20 protein-coding genes and 1 pseudogene are annotated in these 19,511 nt (G+C 43.3%); 8 read left to right on the top strand and 13 right to left on the bottom strand.

The annotated features are described in order from the left end of the window. Positions 1–124: 124 nt before the first annotated feature. Complete coding sequence (gene yaaA / locus C505_RS0108065) at positions 125–901, top strand: peroxide stress protein YaaA (protein ID WP_018692093.1); 777 nt, start codon at positions 125–127, stop codon at positions 899–901. Between the two features lie 50 nt (positions 902–951). On the opposite strand, the gene srmB is transcribed toward yaaA, so the two are convergent. Continuing rightward, a complete protein-coding gene (gene srmB / locus C505_RS0108060) occupies positions 952–2,190 on the bottom strand; it encodes an ATP-dependent RNA helicase SrmB (RefSeq protein ID WP_018692092.1) in 1,239 nt (412 codons plus the stop codon). Between the two features lie 70 nt (positions 2,191–2,260). On the opposite strand from srmB, the gene C505_RS0108055 reads away from it, so the two are divergent. After that, complete coding sequence (locus C505_RS0108055) at positions 2,261–2,992, top strand: tRNA1(Val) (adenine(37)-N6)-methyltransferase (protein ID WP_026317826.1); 732 nt, start codon at positions 2,261–2,263, stop codon at positions 2,990–2,992. Here C505_RS0108055 and fldB read toward each other — a convergent pair. Beyond that, positions 2,989–3,513, bottom strand: coding sequence for a flavodoxin FldB (fldB, locus tag C505_RS0108050; RefSeq protein ID WP_026317825.1), 525 nt, complete (start codon positions 3,511–3,513; stop codon positions 2,989–2,991). The genes C505_RS0108055 and fldB overlap by 4 nt on opposite strands. A gap of 266 nt (positions 3,514–3,779) precedes the next feature. Here fldB and C505_RS24530 point away from each other — a divergent pair, with 266 nt between their 5' ends. From C505_RS24530 to C505_RS24275, 6 genes are all read left to right on the top strand, one after another. Continuing rightward, the gene (locus C505_RS24530; RefSeq protein ID WP_169337023.1) at positions 3,780–3,932 is read left to right on the top strand and encodes a hypothetical protein; all 153 of its coding nucleotides are present in this window, start codon (positions 3,780–3,782) and stop codon (positions 3,930–3,932) included. Next, positions 3,904–4,632: a bifunctional protein-disulfide isomerase/oxidoreductase DsbC gene (dsbC, locus tag C505_RS0108045; protein ID WP_169337022.1), complete on the top strand. Its 729-nt coding sequence runs from the start codon at positions 3,904–3,906 to the stop codon at positions 4,630–4,632. The genes C505_RS24530 and dsbC overlap by 29 nt, the downstream gene beginning before the upstream one ends. Positions 4,633–4,700: 68 nt before the next feature. Further along, entirely contained in the window at positions 4,701–6,416 is a 1,716-nt protein-coding gene (recJ, locus tag C505_RS0108040) for a single-stranded-DNA-specific exonuclease RecJ (RefSeq protein WP_018692088.1), read from the top strand. Positions 6,417–6,582: 166 nt separating this feature from the next. After that, a protein-coding gene (prfB, locus tag C505_RS0108035; RefSeq protein WP_157368909.1) for a peptide chain release factor 2 occupies positions 6,583–7,681 on the top strand; the annotation gives its coding sequence in 2 pieces (ribosomal slippage) (positions 6,583–6,657 and positions 6,659–7,681; 1,098 coding nt in all). Between the two features lie 111 nt (positions 7,682–7,792). Then, complete coding sequence (gene lysS, locus C505_RS0108030; RefSeq protein WP_018692086.1) at positions 7,793–9,310, top strand: lysine--tRNA ligase; 1,518 nt, start codon at positions 7,793–7,795, stop codon at positions 9,308–9,310. A gap of 115 nt (positions 9,311–9,425) precedes the next feature. After that, positions 9,426–9,659, top strand: coding sequence for a hypothetical protein (locus C505_RS24275; RefSeq protein ID WP_157368907.1), 234 nt, complete (start codon positions 9,426–9,428; stop codon positions 9,657–9,659). On the opposite strand, the gene C505_RS0108025 is transcribed toward C505_RS24275, so the two are convergent. The 11 genes and pseudogenes from C505_RS0108025 to C505_RS0107970 all read right to left on the bottom strand — a co-directional run bounded on the left by C505_RS0108025 (position 9,628) and on the right by C505_RS0107970 (position 19,497). After that, positions 9,628–10,830, bottom strand: coding sequence for a hypothetical protein (locus C505_RS0108025; protein WP_018692085.1), 1,203 nt, complete (start codon positions 10,828–10,830; stop codon positions 9,628–9,630). The genes C505_RS24275 and C505_RS0108025 overlap by 32 nt on opposite strands. A 220-nt stretch (positions 10,831–11,050) precedes the next feature. Next, positions 11,051–11,257 (bottom strand): DNA gyrase inhibitor YacG, encoded by a 207-nt coding sequence (gene yacG, locus C505_RS0108020; protein ID WP_018692084.1) that lies wholly within the window; start codon positions 11,255–11,257, stop codon positions 11,051–11,053. A 33-nt stretch (positions 11,258–11,290) separates the two neighbouring features. Continuing rightward, positions 11,291–12,037, bottom strand: a complete 747-nt coding sequence (zapD, locus tag C505_RS0108015) for a cell division protein ZapD (RefSeq protein ID WP_018692083.1) — start codon at positions 12,035–12,037, stop codon at positions 11,291–11,293. 50 nt (positions 12,038–12,087) lie between these two features. Next, the gene (gene coaE / locus C505_RS0108010) at positions 12,088–12,705 is read right to left on the bottom strand and encodes a dephospho-CoA kinase (protein ID WP_018692082.1); all 618 of its coding nucleotides are present in this window, start codon (positions 12,703–12,705) and stop codon (positions 12,088–12,090) included. Positions 12,706–12,719: 14 nt separating this feature from the next. After that, entirely contained in the window at positions 12,720–13,607 is an 888-nt protein-coding gene (locus tag C505_RS0108005; protein WP_018692081.1) for a prepilin peptidase, read from the bottom strand. Between the two features lie 9 nt (positions 13,608–13,616). Continuing rightward, the gene (locus C505_RS0108000) at positions 13,617–14,858 is read right to left on the bottom strand and encodes a type II secretion system F family protein (RefSeq protein WP_018692080.1); all 1,242 of its coding nucleotides are present in this window, start codon (positions 14,856–14,858) and stop codon (positions 13,617–13,619) included. A gap of 15 nt (positions 14,859–14,873) precedes the next feature. Then, a complete protein-coding gene (gene pilB / locus C505_RS0107995; protein WP_018692079.1) occupies positions 14,874–16,550 on the bottom strand; it encodes a type IV-A pilus assembly ATPase PilB in 1,677 nt (558 codons plus the stop codon). Positions 16,551–17,108: 558 nt separating this feature from the next. Further along, positions 17,109–17,211: pseudogene (locus C505_RS24270) on the bottom strand (pilin); the annotation flags it as partial. A gap of 149 nt (positions 17,212–17,360) precedes the next feature. After that, positions 17,361–18,227: a carboxylating nicotinate-nucleotide diphosphorylase gene (gene nadC / locus C505_RS0107980; RefSeq protein ID WP_018692076.1), complete on the bottom strand. Its 867-nt coding sequence runs from the start codon at positions 18,225–18,227 to the stop codon at positions 17,361–17,363. Positions 18,228–18,476: 249 nt separating this feature from the next. Next, positions 18,477–18,749 (bottom strand): GrxA family glutaredoxin, encoded by a 273-nt coding sequence (locus tag C505_RS0107975; protein WP_018692075.1) that lies wholly within the window; start codon positions 18,747–18,749, stop codon positions 18,477–18,479. A 241-nt stretch (positions 18,750–18,990) separates the two neighbouring features. Continuing rightward, positions 18,991–19,497, bottom strand: coding sequence for a hypothetical protein (locus C505_RS0107970; protein ID WP_018692074.1), 507 nt, complete (start codon positions 19,495–19,497; stop codon positions 18,991–18,993). Between the last annotated feature and the right edge of the window lie 14 nt (positions 19,498–19,511).

Below are 19,511 nucleotides of genomic sequence, written 5' to 3'. Positions count from 1 at the left end.
CAGATAACCTTGTATTTTTCCTGCCTGTCCACGCCTTGTTTCGCCAATGTCATTGATGCATTCGTTGTAAATAGATATGATTTGCACATGCATTCTTCAATCTTTCGCTAATAATGAGGCGCACATGCTAATCGTCGTATCTCCCGCAAAAAATCTTGACTATGAAACTTCCCCTAAAACCACAACATTCACACAGCCAGAGCTCTTGGAACAAGCACAAAAACTGATTGAAATTTGTCGAGAACTGTCACCTCAGGAGATAGGTAGCCTGATGAAAATCAGTGATAAATTGGCGAGCTTGAATGCGGTTCGCTTTCACCAGTGGCATCCTGAGTTCTCCCTCGATAATGCAAAGCAGGCAGTGCTTGCATTTAATGGGGATGTCTATACAGGGTTAGATGCTGAAACTTTCAGTGAGCAAGATTTTCAATATGCACAAAAACATTTGCGTATATTAAGTGGCCTCTATGGTTTATTAAAGCCGCTTGATCTGATGCAGCCATATCGATTAGAAATGGGGACGAAGTTGGAGAATCCACATGGGAAGGATTTGTATGCGTTCTGGGGAGAAATAATCACGGGTCATGTTAATCAAGCCATGGCGGCACAGGGTGATAATATTTTGATTAACCTTGCCTCGAACGAATACTTTAAATCCGTGAAGAAAAAGCAATTGCAAGGTACGATCATTACCCCTGTCTTTAAAGATTGGAAAAACGGTCAATATAAGGTGATCAGCTTTTTCGCAAAAAAAGCACGTGGCATGATGGCTCGTTATATTATTCAAAACCAAGTCAATGAGTTATCAGGGCTGACAGCGTTTGAGCTTGGTGGATATCGTTATGATGCGGCGCTATCGACAGAGACTGAATACGTATTCACAAGAAAAGAAGCTGAATAGATTTTATTGTGATGTTGAGCGCCCTCCTCAAAAAAAGGGCGCTCAATCATTTACTTCTTCTTTGGCTTTTTCGGCTTTTTCGGCTTTTTCGCAGGTGTAGCCGTATTTACCTTTTTCTTTTTCTTCTTTACCGGAACCTTGGCCGCCTTGTGCTTCGGCTTTAATGATTCAATGACACGTCTTGCCAGCTTTTGATCGGTGTAGCGCTCAACTTTTGAAAGGATCTCCATGTCATGGGCTTCAACGAGAGAAAGTGCATTTCCCTTTTTCCCTGCGCGTCCAGTTCTGCCAATGCGGTGCAAATAAACATCCGCTTTACGTGGCATGTCGAAGTTAATAACGTGGGTGACGTCATCTACGTCGATTCCTCGCGCTGCAACGTCGGTCGCGACGAGGATAGAAACTTTGTTTTGATGAAAGGCATCAATCGCTTGATTTCGTTTATGCTGTGGCATTTCTCCTTGAAGCCAGCATGTTTTGAGGCCTTCACTTTGCAGTTGACCAATCAGGGTTTGAAGGCGTTCTCGTGTTTTCACAAACACAATCGACTTCTGTGTTTCTTCCTGTTTGAGCCAATGAACCAACAGTTTGAACTTATGATCATAATCATCAGCTAAGTGGATCCACTGTTGGATTTTTTGTTTTTCACGACGAGGAGGGCTAGCATAGACTTCAGCCGGATCTGGCATGATCTGACGGGCAAATTTAATCAACGAAGCCCCTTCGAGGGTCGCAGAATACAACCAAGTGTGCTTCCGTCGCTTTGTCTCGGCAGCGATACGATCCATTTCTTTCAGAAAGCCCATATCAAGCATGCGATCGGCTTCATCTAAAATCAGCAATTCAACATCAAGCGGGTTGAATGTTTCGTTTTCCAGATATTCCATCAATCGGCCTGGTGTTGCAATCAACAGGTCATTATTCTTGTTCAAGACTTCATGATGACTACCATAGTTAATTCCGCCCGTGATCACACCGAGAGATAACTCAGTGAATTGAGCCAAGCTTTTCGCCTGCTCATAGGTTTGATAAGCCAACTCGCGAGTTGGCGTCATGATCAACACTCTCGCAAAACCAGGTTTTTTGCGGGGAAAATCGATCAAATGCTGTAATGCAGGAAGCAAATACGCAGCGGTTTTGCCTGTGCCAGTTGGCGCTGAAGCAAGTAAGTCTCTACCATCCAAAGCGACTGGTATGGCTTGCTGTTGAATCGTTGTCGGCTTTTGATAACCTAGAGCCTTGATCCCTTCCAGGATGGCTGCATCTAAATCAAGATCTTCAAAGTGCATGGTTTTACGATTTATTCGACTGATAAAAGCGGCTATTATACCTTGTTGTGTCCAAGAGGGTGAGTGTTGTTTGTCTGGTTTTCAATTTAAACAGTTTTATGTCTCCCATGCGCATTGTGCGATGAAGGTTAATACGGACGGTATTCTTCTCGGATCATGGGTAAAACCTCCTCAATTTAACCCATTGCAAAACGTGCTGGATATTGGCACGGGTTCTGGTTTGATTGCATTGATGATGGCGCAACGTTTCGAGGCCATTCACATTGATGCGATTGATATTGACGACGACGCAGTCAAGGAAGCAACACGAAACGTACAGGAAAGTCCTTGGGGCGGCAGAATTGCAGTTCATCATTCATCGTTGCAAAACTTTTATGGACAAAATCAATATGAGTTGATTGTGTCTAATCCGCCTTATTTTACAGGAAGTCTTCATTCACCTTGTGCCAAACGAACACAAGCACGTCATACCGAAAAACTCTCATTTTCCACGCTAATGCAGCAGTCTTCCCTATTGTTGAAAGACGAAGGAATGATGTGTCTGGTTGTTCCCATTGAGGCAGAAAAAACGCTCAAAGACGTTGGACGTTTGAATGATCTTCAATTACACAGCCGTTGTATCGTCTTTACACGAGCAGGCCAACAGCCAAAGCGTGTGCTGCTGGCATTTCAAAAAGTGATTTCTCGAAAAACGCCCTCAGACATTGTTATCAACGAAGAAGCGCTGACCATTCGTGATGCAGAAAATGCCTATACAAGTGAGTTTCGCGCGTTGGCCAAGGATTTCTACTTAAAATTTTAATCGGCGTAAATGGTTTCGATTTCTCCGAGGATCTGTTCAATCCAAGTGGCGATCCGTTCATCAGTTTGATCGTATTGGCTTTCTTCATCGAGTGAAAGGCCCACAAATTGTGATTGTTCGTCAGTGAGTGCTTTGGATGCAATGAACTCATAACCTTGATTTGGCCAAAATCCGACTCGGGCGCAGGGTTGTGGGGAGATTGCATCATGCAGCATACCCAGCGCATCTTGAAACCATTCACCATACCCTTGTTGATCGCCTAGACCATAAAGTGCAACGATTTTCCCACTGAGATCGAGGCCATGAACATCATCCCAGTGCGACTCCCAATCTTCTTGGAGTTCACCAAAATCCCAGGTGGAAATTCCATAAATAAGAATATCGTATTCAGCGCTTCGAGAGAGAGAAACATCTTTAATGTTATGGATATCGAGGAGATCTTTTCCAAGAATATTCTGTATTTTTTCTGCCGCCATTTCTGTGTAGCAGGTTGAGGAGCCGTAAAACAGACCGATTTTCATATTCACATCAACCACAAATGATTTTGCGCGAGTGTATCACTTTTTGAGGAAAATGATGAAATTCGGCATTTAAAAGTTAATTGTTGCCTCAATCTGTAGTACATTCGGGGTCCATTGATGAAGTTTCCAAAAGGGAATGAGAAGTATGATTTTGAAAACTTCATCAGAAGCAGGCTGTAGATTGATATAGTAAGGCTTCCAAAAGTGCCCAAAATAGCAATTTACGCTAGAAGGTCCAGTGAGATCCTTCGTTTGTAAAAGCTCTGATGAAACTTTACTCGAATTGTAACGGTCTATCTGAGCGTGAGATAGAAACAATTGGTACCGACTATGAAATTGAATCGATTAATGCAATGGATGGTAGCAGGGTCAATGGCCTTGGCTATAAATATGAATACTGCTGTAGCAGCCGAGAATAATGAATCAAAAACTCAAAACGGCAAGACTCAGTCTCAAAAGTTTAAATCAAGGGATGATGCGATCAAAACCCATGCAAAGAATTTAGGCTTAACCGTGACGAGCATTGGTGAATCGCCAGTGAGTAACCTCTATCAGGTGATGACCGACAAAGGACTTTTCTACTTTTCTGAGAGTGGAAAGTATTTGATCCAAGGGCGTATTTTGGATGTTTCCGGGGGCAGACCGGTAGATGAAACAGAAGAAGCGATGAAATCTGTTCGCTCAAAGGCGATGAAAGATCATGAAGACAGCATGATTGTATACAAAGCAAAGGATGAGAAATTCCAAGTCACGGTGTTCACAGATATCTCTTGTGGTTATTGTCGTAAGCTTCACTCAGAAATGGCCGATTATAATAAGCTAGGAATTACAGTGCGCTATCTGGCATTTCCACGTTCTGGTTTAAGCGGCGGTGCATTTAATGCGATTAAGAATGTATGGTGTGCCAAAGACCAAAAAGCTGCGATGGATCATGCAAAAGGCGGAAAAGAAGTCGCAAATACCAGTTGTAAGTCGCCGATTGCAGAGCACTTTGAGCTAGGCCAGCGTTTAGGTGTTAATGCGACACCAGCACTTGTTTTTGGTGATGGTTCACTTCTGCCGGGTTACCAGCCACCAGAGCGTTTACTTCAAACACTGAAAATTCAAAAAACGCTTTAAGTTTTATCTCAAAATTGCGTAAACTCATCGGCTGTATTCGCAGCCGATGAGAGCCAGCCATTCCCACCATGCAAAAAGAAATAAAAAGACGTCATCACGTTGACGACTCGCACTTATCTTTGTCCATTCACCCAGTTTTAAGACAAATCTATGCCGCAAGAGGTGTGAGTTCGAGTGATGAACTGGCATTATCAGCTGCGGGACTTGCTGATTTTCAACAGTTTCATGGGATGCCCAAAGCTGTCGAAATCTTGGTGCGAGCGCTTGAACAAAATCTTCGCGTGACGATTGTTGGCGATTTTGACTGTGATGGTGCAACAAGTACAGCAGTCTTGAAGATTGGCCTAGAACAATTTGGGTTCAATCACGTTGATTATCTGGTGCCAAATCGGTTTGATTTTGGCTATGGATTGAGCCCAGATATGGCAAGATTGGTGATCCAGGAAGGAACCGATGTCTTGATCACGGTAGATAATGGCATTGCTTGCTTCGATGGTGTTGATATTGTGAAAAATGCAGGGATCGAAGTGATCATTACCGATCATCACTTGCCGACAGACCGATTGCCGAATGCGGATGCCATTGTAAACCCGAATCTCGAACAGTGTGGATTCCCCAGTAAACACCTGGCGGGTGTTGGTGTGGCATTTTATGTATTGGTGGCATTAAGAGCTAAATTACGTCATTCACAATATTTTTCTCAGCGTTCAGAACCAAACTTAGCTGATCTTCTGGATTTAGTTGCCTTGGGAACTGTCGCAGATGTTGTGCCACTGGATGCGAATAATCGTATTTTGGTCCAACAAGGCTTAAACCGGATCCGTAAAGGACGCTGTCGCCCAGGGATTCAAGCGCTCATCGAAGTATCAGGACGTTCTCAATCTCGATTGGTTGCCAGTGATTTTGGTTTTGCATTAGGGCCACGATTGAATGCCGCCGGACGTTTGGATGATATGTCCATTGGCATCCGTTGTCTTCTCGCGGATAACATCCATGATGCTCGTGATGCAGCGGGTTTGTTAGATAGCTTCAATAAAGAACGCCGCGAAATAGAACAGTCCATGCAACAAGAAGCACTCAGTACACTGAAACAACTGAATTTTAATCACGAAGCGTCCAATGGTATTTGTTTATATGATCCAAGCTGGCATCAGGGAATTATAGGGATCTTGGCTGGACGATTAAAAGAGCAATACCACCGCCCGACGATCGCATTCGCGAAAGTATCAGACTCAGAAATTAAGGGATCGGCACGCTCGGTTGAAGGAGTGCATATTCGTGATCTTTTAGAGCGTATTGACAGCCGTCACCCTGGCGTCATTCAGAAGTTTGGTGGCCATGCGATGGCTGCTGGGTTGTCTATACAACCCGATCGTTTTACTGAATTTCAATCTTGTTTTGAACAAGAGGTCAGTGAGGCCCTTTCAGATGAGCATAAAAAGAGCATTCTATTGTCTGATGGGGAGCTTGCACCAGAGGATATGTCCAAGGATTTTGCTCAGGTGTTGCGCTATGCTGGTCCATGGGGACAACATTTTCCAGAACCAGTTTTTGATGGGTATTTCCGGATTGTGCAACAACGTTTGGTTGGTCAAAAGCATCTGAAGCTTGTTTTGGAACATGAAACTGGAAAATTGATTGACGCGATTCACTTTAATGCAGATTTATCCATTTGGCCAGATGCAACGGTTCAATGGGTGCATGCCGCTTATCAATTGGATATCAATTACTTTCGTGATAAGGAATCATTGCAGTTGATGGTGCACGCACTCTACCCACAGTAGCGCCTTCTATTGAAGTGATCCTGTTTGCAATGCTTCATCCATCGATGCGCAATTGTGATAGACGAAATTTTTTGCGTGTTTTTTCTCTTTGAAGGGCAGTTTTATGTGCAAAATTGCGTTAAGATAGCCCGTTTATTAAATCTCAATATGAATTCATTTGTAGAGTATGTTTGAGTTAAATCCTGTACAGAACAAAATTAAGGAGCTGGGCGAGCGCACAGAACTCCTGAGGGGGTACCTTTGACTACGCTTTTAAGAAAGAGCGTTTAGAAGAAGTTTCCCGTGAATTAGAAGACCCAAATGTTTGGAATCAGCCAGAAAAGGCGCAGGCACTTGGAAAAGAAAAATCTGAATTAGAAGCTGTTGTTGAAACCATCGAGTCTTTGGACACGGGGTTAGATGATGTGGAAGGCTTACTTGAGCTTGCGGTTGAAGCAGAAGATGAAGATACTTTTGCAGAAGCAGAATCAGAATTACAAGAGCTTGAAGGCAAACTCGAAGTGCTTGAATTTCGTCGTATGTTTTCTGGAAAGCATGATGCTTCGGACTGCTACATTGATTTGCAATCCGGCTCAGGTGGTACAGAAGCACAAGATTGGGCAAGTATGCTCCTTCGTATGTATCTTCGCTGGGGCGAAGCGAAAGGCTTTAAAACCGAGCTCATCGAAGTCTCTGATGGTGATGTTGCAGGCATCAAAAGTGCCACAATTCGTTTTAAGGGCGACTTTGCCTTTGGCTGGTTAAGAACAGAAACGGGTGTTCACCGATTAGTGCGTAAGTCACCTTTTGATTCTGGTAACCGTCGTCATACATCATTTGCGTCTGTATTTGTCTATCCGGAAATTGACGATTCAATTGAAATTGATATCAATCCGGCAGATTTACGTATTGATACTTACCGCGCATCAGGTGCTGGTGGTCAGCATGTCAACCGAACTGATTCCGCAGTCCGGATCACCCACTTACCAACGGGTGTTGTTGTGCAATGTCAGAATGACCGTTCGCAGCATAAAAACAAAGATCAAGCGATGAAGCAGCTTAAAGCAAAACTCTATGAGTTAGAGCTGCAAAAGCAAAATGAAGAAAAACAATCGCTTGAAGACAGCAAGTCCGATATCGGATGGGGGAGTCAAATCCGCTCCTACGTGCTTGATGACTCGCGGATCAAAGATCTGCGTACAGGCGTAGAAAATCGAAATACCCAAGCTGTACTTGATGGAGATCTCGACCGATTTATTGAGGCCAGCTTAAAGTCAGGTTTATAAAGCGCCAAGACTAGGCGGTATGCCTGATCGCATTTATTTTAAAGAATTAATTTTGAAAAGATGCAAACAATGCATCGTATAACGTAAGAGAGTGAAAATAGGAAAATATTCATGGCAGACCAGCAAAATACAACGCCAGAAGTAACCGACGTCAATAAACTGATTGCTGAGCGTAAGTCGAAACTTGCAACCCTGCGTGAGAAGGGTGTTGCGTTCCCAAATGATTTTCGTCGCGAAGATATTTCTAAAGACATTCTTGCTCAATACGATGCGATGGACAAGGAAGCGTTGGAAGAGACAGAAATCCGTGTGAAAGTAGCAGGTCGTCTGATGACGCGCCGGATCATGGGTAAAGCAAGTTTCGCAACCCTTCAGGATGTCAGCGGCAAAATTCAGGTTTATGTTGCACGTGACAGCCTACCGGAGGGCTTCTACAACGAAGAATTCAAAAAATGGGATTTGGGTGACATCATTGGTGCAGAAGGAAAGCTGTTCAAAACCAAAACAGGTGAATTAACCGTTTGGGTGGATGATATTCGTCTTCTCACAAAGTCACTTCGTCCATTGCCAGACAAGTTCCACGGATTAACAGACCAAGAGCAGCGCTATCGCCAGCGTTATCTAGACCTGATTGCAAACGAAGAAAGCCGCAATACATTTGTACTGAGGACGAAGATTGTTCAGTACATCCGTAGCTTCCTCATCGAAAAAGACTTCCTGGAAGTTGAGACGCCGATGATGCAAACAATCCCTGGTGGTGCTTCTGCACGTCCATTCATTACGCATCATAACGCTCTTGATATGCAGCTTTATTTACGTATTGCACCAGAGCTTTACTTGAAGCGTCTTGTTGTCGGCGGATTTGATCGCGTCTTCGAAATCAACAGAAACTTCCGTAATGAGGGACTTTCTACACGTCATAACCCAGAATTCACCATGCTTGAGTTCTATATGGCGTATGCGGATTACAATGATTTGATGGACCTGACAGAAGCAATGCTTCAAGGGATCGCAACTGAGATTGTCGGTAAAACTCAGATAGAATACCAAGGCGAAGTGTATGATTTTGGCAAGAAGTTTGATCGTTTAACAGTGAAAGAAGCGATTCTAAAATACATGCCAGACGTGACAGAAGCACAGTTGGATGAGCTTGAATCTGCAACAGCAGTTGCGAAAGACTTAGGTCTTGAAATCAAGAGCAGCTACGGTTTGGGTAAAGTTCAGATCGAAATCTTTGAAAAAGTGGCAGAACACCGTTTGATGAACCCGACGTTCATCACAGAATATCCGGCTGAAGTTTCTCCATTGGCACGTCGTAACGACGACAACCCGTTCATTACCGATCGTTTCGAAATGTTCGTTGGTGGTCGTGAAATCGCAAACGGCTTCTCTGAGTTGAATGATGCTGAAGATCAGGCAGAGCGCTTCCGTGATCAGGTGAATCAAAAAGAAGCTGGCGACGATGAAGCGATGTTCTATGACGAAGATTACGTCACCGCATTGGAGCATGGTATGCCACCAACAGCTGGACAAGGGATTGGTATCGATCGTTTGGTGATGTTGTTTACGAATGCACCGTCAATTCGTGATGTATTATTGTTCCCACATATGCGTCCTCAAAAAGATTAACCTAATTCTCCCCGCTATCGAGATCTAACGAAATAGCGGGGATTTTCCAGTGCTCATTCAAACTCTATAGGTGCATTCTGTATTTTTTGTGCGCCCCTCTCAGTGGTAATCATTCATGAAAAAATCGTTATCTGAGCAGCCATGCTCGCTTTATCTGGCTGTAAAGCGACAAAATGGCAAATTCCAGACGGGCTCAAATCTTGTTAGAAAATGTGCAAGGGCTGGGGGGAATGAAGAAGGTGTGGTTCAAATGATTCGTGTAAAGATTATTCAGGGAACGTTCACTACCTCCGTTGAAGGTGGTGAACGTTTTCGCATTAGTGTCCAATCACCGTTGGATCGCCTGTGACGACAAATGTATATCGTGTGGAGCCTAGCCGAGTCCCATCGACATTGAGGGCGTAAACGTCCACATCATAATGCCCAGGTAGAAAGCGGTTTCCAATCGAGTTACTTCCATCGGAGGGAAGGGGATAATCAAGGGGATCAATCATCATTTCTGACTTACCCACTTCGACAGGTTGCCCTAATAAATACCAAATGTAGGTGATATTACCTGCATCTAGATCGTTGCTTGGTATCTCCACTGACATTGTAAACGGTGTTTCACTTAAAAAGTGAAAAGAATCATGATACTTATCTGTTTCTACAAATTGAACATCAATCGGTGCATTCCAATTCACTTTTGTCTCAAAATTGAAATTGCCAATTCCTGGTACGCCTTTTAAGTCATATGTTGCATCGGTCAGCTGATCTTTGATGATACGAACCGTATCTGCTCGGCCGGCGACCAAGTGATTTTTATCACCATTCTTCCCTTTGTCACGGACCTCGATAATGAGTTTATAGTAACCCGTTTTTAATGCATGATGGGCGATGAGGCGCATTTTGATATGCGTGTCATCATCGTTGCTTTCATCGACAAGTTCTAATGGGATAAGGTTATTTTTTTCGTCAGTTAAATGTGCTTTGTAGGCTGGGTTAGAGACGAGCTTTTTTTCTAAGTCGAAGGCTAAGTTGAACATCCCATCACCAGAGAGTAAATTCAAAGTCACTTCTGAATTGACATTGCCCGCTAGCTCAACTGTGGTCGACGTAACGCCATTTGCTAATAAGTCACCTGCCGCATTATACGCTTCAACCTCAATGCGCCAATCACCAATAATCACATTGTTCACTTTAACTTCATGCGTATTATCCAATGTATCAAGGCTAAAATTGGCATCTCCCGGCCCGCTGCCAATCAGTCGGAAGTAATGAATATTCATATCGAAATCAGGCTCGACAGTACGGCTCAAAAGCGTCTTTGGCTTTTCGTCACCCGCAACTGTGGTTACAAGTGCCTCAGCGGATGGTGCAGGTTGGACTTTATCACTCTTGATTTGAACAACCAGCTGTCCGTGTTGCCCAGTGGCTGTTGATTTTTCACTCGAAGAATTTCCATCTCCATTACAACCAAATAAGAAAAACAGAGAGAGGAAAAAAGTAGTGAACATTACGCGCGTTTTTTGAAATAACATAAAACAGTTCCTTGCATGTGTTGTTTTATTGGGTACTGCTTTCGGCGGGGATTGTATAAGAAAATAACTTGTAATTTAATCGGTCAAATGGAATAGAAAAGTTGATGATATCAAACGTTTGTATTGAAATTAGGTAAAAATAAGTGAGGTAACGTAGGGTTGAATGCGGGTGATCTTGGTACAACACCCGCAAAAAAAAGCTGAAATGTGACTTAGGGGCTTAATGCTTCAGTGGGTTGTCATCATCAATCGCGAATTCATCAACGTCTATGTTATAGCCGGGAATGACAGGCTCTGAAATAACATGTTCTTCTTCTGTCCATTCCCCCAAGTCAATGAGCTGGCAGCGCTTTGAACAAAAAGGTCGGTATGTTGATGACGCTGACCATTCCACATCTTTTTGGCAAGTTGGGCACTTTACTTTCATTATTTCGTTCTCTTACAGCAATATGCCCTGATCTTAGCAGCAAGCCATTTGAAATAGAACCGACTCTTCCGCGTGAGAGCGGCCTTCGTCTTTGCATAAAGTCATAAACCTGACTGCGAAACGATAACGGTTGCCGCTGACTGTCGGGTAAAGCTCAGTATCCATATCATATTTAATACGAAGTAACTCGACAGATTCGGTACTTGCTTGGTAAAAGCCATTTGGGGCCTTAGTTTCTTCGAAGTTAGCGCGTTCGCGGATAAACTGCAATGCTAGCGAAATGGCCTCATGAAGTGGGGAGAGGACTTGGTTCCAGTGCTCAATTTGCTTTTGACGCACGGATTCAGGTTGATTGACCCAATAATGCAGTTGCGGTAAGTCAAAGTAACAATATCCAGCAGGCATATTAAATCGTGCACGGATAGAGGAAAGAAACTGATCCTGTTTGAGATCAGTCATAATCGAAACATATACATTCGCGTCTCGTTGAATGCGGATGACCTGTTGAAGTGTTTCTTCTAAAGCTTCAGAATCAATTTGGGGATGTTCTGACCATTGAACAAGCTGACGCTCTGCTTTTTCAAACTCTTTGACCAGATCGGTGCGGATGTCGCCCTTTTCTAACAGGGTCATGACATCAAACAGGCGATTGAAGTAGCCAATACATTCGCCATGAGAATTCGGCTGATACTCATACAACCATAGGAGCAGTTGCTCGAATCGTAAGTACAGCTTTAACTTTTCATTCAATGGATGTTCGTAAATTGCCCAATTGTTCATTGTGTTATGGTCATTGTTCGCGCGCTTTATTAATCATAACGTTGAAAGCACTATTTTGTAAGTGATTTCTCACTTGCACTTAATAAATACGAATGATGCAGGGTATCCACTTGAGCCTGAAGCTGCTCAATTGACCCTGTATTGTGAATAATATCATCTGCGCGTTTTAATCGTTCAGAGCGATTGATCTGGCTTGCTAAGATTTGTTCAACCTGCGTCGCTGCAACTTTATCTCTTTGGCTTGTACGTTCGATTTGTACAGACTCTGGAACATCAACAATCAGGACGCGATTGCAATGTTGCTCTAAGCCATTTTCAAGCAGCAGTGGGGCAATTAATAATACATAGGGACTTTGCGCTTGTTGAAGCGCTTCAAACATGCGTGCTCGGATAAGTGGGTGGGTGAGTTGGTTTAGCCAGACTTTTTCGTTCGGATCTGCAAATACGATCTCCCGTAGTTTGCGCCGATCCAGTTGCCCTTGGGCGTCGAGAATTTGCTTGCCAAATCGCTTGGTGATTTCAGTCAGTGCAATGTCACCAGGCGCCATGATTTCTCTGGCGACAATATCTGCATCGACACTATCGATACCGAGTGCTTCAAATTGTAAACCGACGGTCGTTTTACCACTACCAATGCCGCCGGTTAATCCAACAATGAAATGAGACATTACTTCCTTTTCATTCAGTTAGCGAAAAAGCCCATATACCAAGTGAGTATCTGTTCTCCCCAAAAAATGGCAATCCAGCCAGCGATGGCAATATAAGGGCCAAATGGGAAAGGCTTACTTTCACCGTCGTGTTTCGCGTAAATCAAAATTGAGCCAATGATCGCACCGACAAAAGAAGAGAGCAAGATAATGAGCAGGATATATTTCCAGCCGAGGAAGGCGCCAAAAACCGCCAACAACTTAAAATCACCATAGCCCATGCCTTCCTTGCCTGTGAGCAATTTGAATAACCAATAGACACTCCAGAGGCTTAAATAGCCAATTGCGGCGCCAATGATTGCTTCTGTGGGTGAGATCGTTAGTCCAGCAGTTGAAGCGAGTAAACCAAGCCAAAGCAGTGGTAGAGTGAGCTGATCTGGCAGCAACATGGTATCAATATCAATCCAGGTCAGGGCAATGAGTCCCCAAGTGAGCAGCAACATCACAACAAGCTCTAATCCAAATCCAAGACGAGCGGCGACAAACAGCGACATGATAGCCGTTATCGCTTCAATAATTGGGTAACGTGGACTTATTGAACTTTTACAGTTTGCACACTTTCCCTTCAGCATTAACCAGCCGACGATGGGTAAGTTATGCCAAGGCTTGATTTCACTTTGGCATTTTGGACAGGTAGAGACTGGGACAATCAAATTAAAAGGCTGGGAAGGCTTTTCTAGTTCAGGTAATTGATAATCTTCTTGTAAATAGGCATGGCACTCCTGCTTCCATTCTCGATTGAGCATCACCGGAAGACGATAAATCACAACATTTAAAAAGCTGCCAACAACAGCACCCACAACAAAAATAAAGCCACAGAGAAACTGTGGCTCTTGAAGTAATAATACAACGTTATCTAGCATATTTTTTCTTTATACAATTTCGCCCAGTTTGAAGACAGGAAGATACATCGCAATGATCAAACCACCCATCAAAACAGCGATGAAGGTCATCATCATCGGCTCGATAATACTTGCCAAACCATCAACGGCATCATCGACTTCCTGTTCATAGATACTCGCAACTTTGGCAAGCATATCATCCAGCGCACCGGACTCTTCACCTACCCCGACCATCTGTAGAACCATATCGGGAAATTTGGCGGTACTGGCCATGGATATTGCAAGTGGACTACCGGTTTGTACGTCAGCAGATACGGACAAGATTGCCTCTTTATAGGTGAGATTACCTGATGCCCCAGCAGCAGATTCTAATGCTTCAACGAGTGGGACACCTGCAGCAAAGGTGGTGGATAGTGTTCGAGAAAAGCGAGCGACAGCGGCTTTATCTAATATTGCACCAATCGCAGGGATTTTAAGTGACATTTCATCGACTTTATAGCGGAATTTTTCACTATTTTTATGCGCCATTTTAAATCCAATCACGATTGCTGCAATACTCACAACCCAAATTGCAGCATTGTCACGTAGTCCATGCGAGATATTAATGACCATTTGGGTAAATCCAGGTAACTCAGCATCAAAGCTTTGATAAATTTCTTCAAACTGTGGAATAACAAAGACAAGCATGATCACGGTGACAGCCATTGCAATAAATAAGACTGCAATCGGATAAAAGAGCGCTTTCTTAATTTTTGACTTGAGAGCTTCGGATTTTTCCTTATAGGTTGCAATTCGATCAAATACGATATCTAATGCACCAGATTGCTCCCCACTGGCTACAAGGTCACAATATAGTTCGTCGAAGTGGTCTGGATGCTCCCGAATCGCCTCGCTCATATTCCGGCCAGAAGCGACTTGTGCATAAATATCCTGAAGCAGTGATTTCATCGCAGGGGTGGGTGCGCTTTTCGCAAGCATTTCGATCGCTTGGATTAAAGATACACCCGCAAGCAGCATGGTCGCAATTTGACGGGAAAGGGTCGCCATATCCTTACCGGTGATTTTTCCTTTACTTTCCCCAAAAAGTGGCTTTGGTTTCTTCTTGACCTTGGAGGGGGTGATCCCTTGTTTTCTAAGGAGGCCTTTGATTTCTAGAATAGAGCCACCCTGCATTTCCCCCTCAATTTTCTTTCCCTTACGGTTGACGCCAACCCAGGTATAAGTATCAGGGATTTTTACTTTCGCTTTTTTTGCTTTTGCTGCCACTGCCATAAGTGCTTATCCTCTTTAACCCGCGGTGACACGGTTAACTTCTGCAAGACTGGTTAGTCCATCTGCGGCTTTCTTCAGGCCGGACTGTCGAATATTATTCACCCCTTCTTTTTGGGCTTGTTCAGCAATATCCAGAGAAGTTCCATTATCCATAATAATTTTAGCTATCGTTGGTGATATTTTCATTACTTCATAAATACCAAGGCGCCCCTTGTATCCATCCGTACAATGCTCACAACCGACAGGCTTATACAAGGTCAGTGAATCAACTTCTTCTTCCTTGTATCCGGTATCAATCAGTGTTTCTCTTGAAATTTCTTCAGGTGCTTTGCACTTGCCACATAATCGCCTTGCCAATCTCTGCGCAATAATGAGACTCACTGAACTAGAGATATTATAGGAAGGTACTCCCATATTCATAAGCCGTGTTAAAGTCTCTGGAGCCGAGTTGGTATGCAATGTGGATAGGACCAAGTGGCCTGTCTGTGCTGCCTTAATCGCGATTTCGGCAGTCTCTAAATCCCGGATCTCACCAACCATGATGATATCAGGATCCTGACGAAGGAAAGATTTAAGTGCTGCTGAAAAGTCAAGGCCAGCTCTTGGGTTCATCTGGACTTGGTTAATCCCAGGGAGCTGGATCTCTACCGGATCCTCTGCGGTAGAAATATTTCTCTCAGGGGTATTGAGAATATTCAGCCCTGTATAAAGGGAAACTGTTTTACCACTCCCTGTTGGTCCTGTCACCAAAATCATCCCTTGTGGTTGGTGTAGGGCATCCATATATAAATCTTTTTGTACAGCTTCGTATCCAAGAATGTCAATCCCCAACATCGCACTGGAAGAGTCCAAGATCCGCATGACGATTTTTTCGCCCCAGAGGGTCGGACAGGTACTCACCCGGAAGTCAATGGCTTTTTTTGCCGAAAGCTTAAGCTTTATACGGCCATCCTGTGGTATTCGCCGTTCTGCGATATCCAGGCGAGACATGACCTTTAAGCGGGCAGATATCCGCTGTGACAATTGTACTGGAGGGCTTGCAATTTCGTGCAAGACACCATCAATTCGAAAACGGATCCGGTATGACTTCTCATAAGGCTCAAAGTGTAAATCGGATGCGCCTTTACGGATCGCGTCGATGAGTACTTTATTAATATAGACAACAATAGGCGCATCGTCAGAGCCATCCCCTTCCCCCTCCTTCTCTCCTTCATCGACAGTTTCAATATCGCCCATGCCTTCCAAATCACTTCCAGCTAAGGTGTCATCTAAATTATCGAAGGTTTGTTCCAGGTGATTAGCCAGCTCATCGGCGGAAGTCACGACAAACTCAGCCGTTAAGCCAGTGTTAAACTGGAAATCTTCAAGTGGAGAAAAATTTGTTGGATCAGCGGTGGCTAAAAAGAGTGTTTTTCCGCGTTGATGAATTGGAAAAACCATATGCTTTTTGCAGAGCTTTTCGTTTCTCACTTCCTCCGAGAGTTCTTCAAAACAGCAGTGCTTGAGCTGAATTTGCGGGTAACCATAATAGTCACCAAGGAGAGAGGCAAGCTTCGCAAAATCGACCAGTTTATTGTCTATCATGTTTTCCAACGCTTTGGCTGGACTTTGTCGATAGAGCTCTTTGAGCGGCTCTAACTTTTTTTGATCAACGAGCGATTGCGCATCGAGAAATCCTATTAAACCAATCATGGATGGATTCTTCCGACTTCTTTATGAGTTTACTTAGTATAGTCAGTTTGTTAGATAAAAAAAAAGGCGGTTCAACCGCCTTAAATAAATTTTAAATAACTAAGCCGTATTATGGATTAGGAGTTTTGCCTTCTAGTGCTGTAGCAAGGTTTGCAGGCAGATTAGCAACATTCTTAAACTTATTTAAGAAGTTTACAGGAACTTGGTCTGCAGTTGTAGGAGTTATACCCCAAGCAATAGCACCGGTTTGCGTATTCAGTACTCCAATATAATCAACAGTTTTTGTATCAACAGTATCATTACCAGTATTCTCAAAAGTAATTCTTACTGCAATACCGTCCCAACCATCAGTCGTATCAGGTGCATCAACAAGTGCCATACTAGAGATTTTTTCCCCTGAAGTAGCTAAAACGCCAAACTTAGTTGTGTCATAGCCAAGTTGTTGTGCAACTTGAGTTGCGTCAGGCATGCTACCGTTTGTAGACGCCCATGTCGTAACATCTGTTTGGAATGTACGAATTGCGCTATTCACATCAGTTTGGATGTCTGTTGTAATTAGATATTGTCTGTACTGTGGGATTGCCACTGCTGCCAAAATACCGATGATTGCTAGTACGATCATCAATTCGATAAGGGTAAAACCTTGGTTAGTTCGTTTCATCTTCAACTTCTCCGTAACCTAATTCAAGTTGATTAATGGGGGCTTGCATATTTTCGCCATTTTTAATAAAAAAGCAACCAAAAATATGCAAAAAGTTTAACTTTCTATCAAAAAGGTTAATTTTTAAACGAAAAAACCATGAGAAATCATCATTCTTTCAAAAATGTTAACCTCATAGATAAATCAATCGCAGTTACATGTTTGGTCAATGCTCCGACGGAAATGTAATCTATACCAGTTTTAGCATATGTAGCGATAGTGTCCAGTGTTACGTTGCCAGATACTTCTAATTTCACATGATTTTGATTGATTTGGACCGCATTCTGCATCATTTGGACAGAAAAGTTATCCAGCATGACAATATCTGCTTTTGCAGTGATTGCTTCTTGAAGTTCATCTAGTGTTTCGACTTCGACTTCGACGAGTTTATTGTGTGAGAGCTGATGAGCAGCTTGGACGGCTTTCTCGATAGAGCCATATGCAGCAATATGGTTTTCTTTAATCAAAAACGCGTCATATAAACCGATCCTATGGTTATAACCACCACCACATTTGACTGCGTACTTTTGTGCAGTTCGCATCCCTGGAATCGTTTTGCGTGTATCCAGCAGTCGTACATCTGTCTCTTTGATTTGTTCACAATAGGTGTGCGTCATCGTTGCAGTCCCTGAGAGTGTCTGTACGAAGTTCATCGCGGTTCTTTCTCCTGTCAGCAGGAGTCGTGCTGGACCTTTGAGTGCGCAAAGAACCTGGTTGGGTTGAATTGGGTCGCCATCCTGGACAGACCAGTTGATTTGGACTTGGTTACCCAATTGATGAAAAACTTCGTTCATCCAGGCTCGGCCACAGAAGATACCGTGCTCCCGTGTGATGAGTGTTGCGGTTGCTATGGTTGCATCGGGTAGCAAAGCTGCTGTGATATCCCCTTCTTTTGCTGGTAAATTGCCGAGATCTTCTGCGAGCGCGATGGAAACCATCTGCTTTATATCTTGAGGAAGTTGTGCTGTATATGACATAACGTTGCATTGAACATTTTGGAATGGGCTGAATTTTTCATGATTTAAATATGAAATGCAAATATCAGATAAAGAAAAATCCCCAGCCAACCCCCGTGCGGTTGACTGGGTAACATCAAGGAATGTGGATTCTGATGTTGAAGTATGAGAACGGTTGTTCTCTGATTTCCTTTCAAGGCAGGCTGAAAAAGGGGAGTTCAGCCTGCCGATCCGGGAAATGCACTTAAGGGATTCCGTTGTCTAGACAAGTTACGCTTCAGCCGCGTACAGTCCTAAATTCGCTTTTGCATATGCTTCAAATTCAGTGAAGCCGCCGACATGGTCTTTATCGACAAAAATTTGTGGGACAGTCAAAACAGGCTGACCGACTGTTTTTTCTAAATCCGCTTTTGTGATCCCTTCTGCATGCATATCAACATATCGGAAGTTAAAGTCATCACGTTGATTCTTCAGGTTTTCTGCAACGTCTTTTGCTCGGACGCAATAAGGGCATCCTGGTCTTCCAAAAATGACTGTATACATGATTTATTCTCACTTTGCTTTGGGTTTTCTCACAAGTCTATAGGGTGAGAATTGATAACAACCCGATTCATCTTTTTTCTGTGGAAGCTATTCTGCTGAAGATCGAGAAAAGAAGAAAATGAAGAAAATTGATTTGGTTGTTCGTTAAATTTGATGAAAGATTTTTGAAGAAAGCGAAATGGAATAAAATAATTTAAAATCAATTGGTTAGGCTGGTGCTTTAGCGCATCAGCCTTTTGAATTAGTTGCTGGCATGCATTGTGTCACGATGGTAAATGGTCCAGGCAAGCTCGAAAATCTCCTTGGCTTGCTTACGAAACTCAACACAATCGACAAACATTGACATATTGCCAGCATGTGAACATACACGTGGTTGCTTGTAGTATTGGTACCAAGCTTCGACCTTTCTTCCCATCGCTGGTGAAATGGCTTCGAGTCGAAGTTTACCTGCTTCTGTCGTAGAAGGGACTTCTTTTAGCTCCTGACGCGTTGTGTAGTTCGCTTCTGCCAAAGATAAGCTTTCTGTGCTGTATTCTGAGCAAAGGCGGTAGAAGCGCTCTCGGAGGGATTGCTCGCGCCCTTTTAAGTAATGACTGATCTCTTCAAAGTACGCTCTCCTTTGAACGTTATAGAGATCTTCTAAGCTTTGCTGAATGAATTTACATTCGAAATAATCAGGTGCCGCTACTGCAGTATGGGAAATGAATGTTAGCGCTGTAACGACGAGTAGTTGTGTTAATTTTTTCATACCTTGAATTCACT

Origin of the sequence: Algicola sagamiensis DSM 14643 (assembly GCF_000374485.1) — a bacterium.
Lineage (GTDB): Bacteria > Pseudomonadota > Gammaproteobacteria > Enterobacterales > Alteromonadaceae > Algicola > Algicola sagamiensis.
This window is presented reverse-complemented; position numbering and strand designations above follow the sequence as displayed.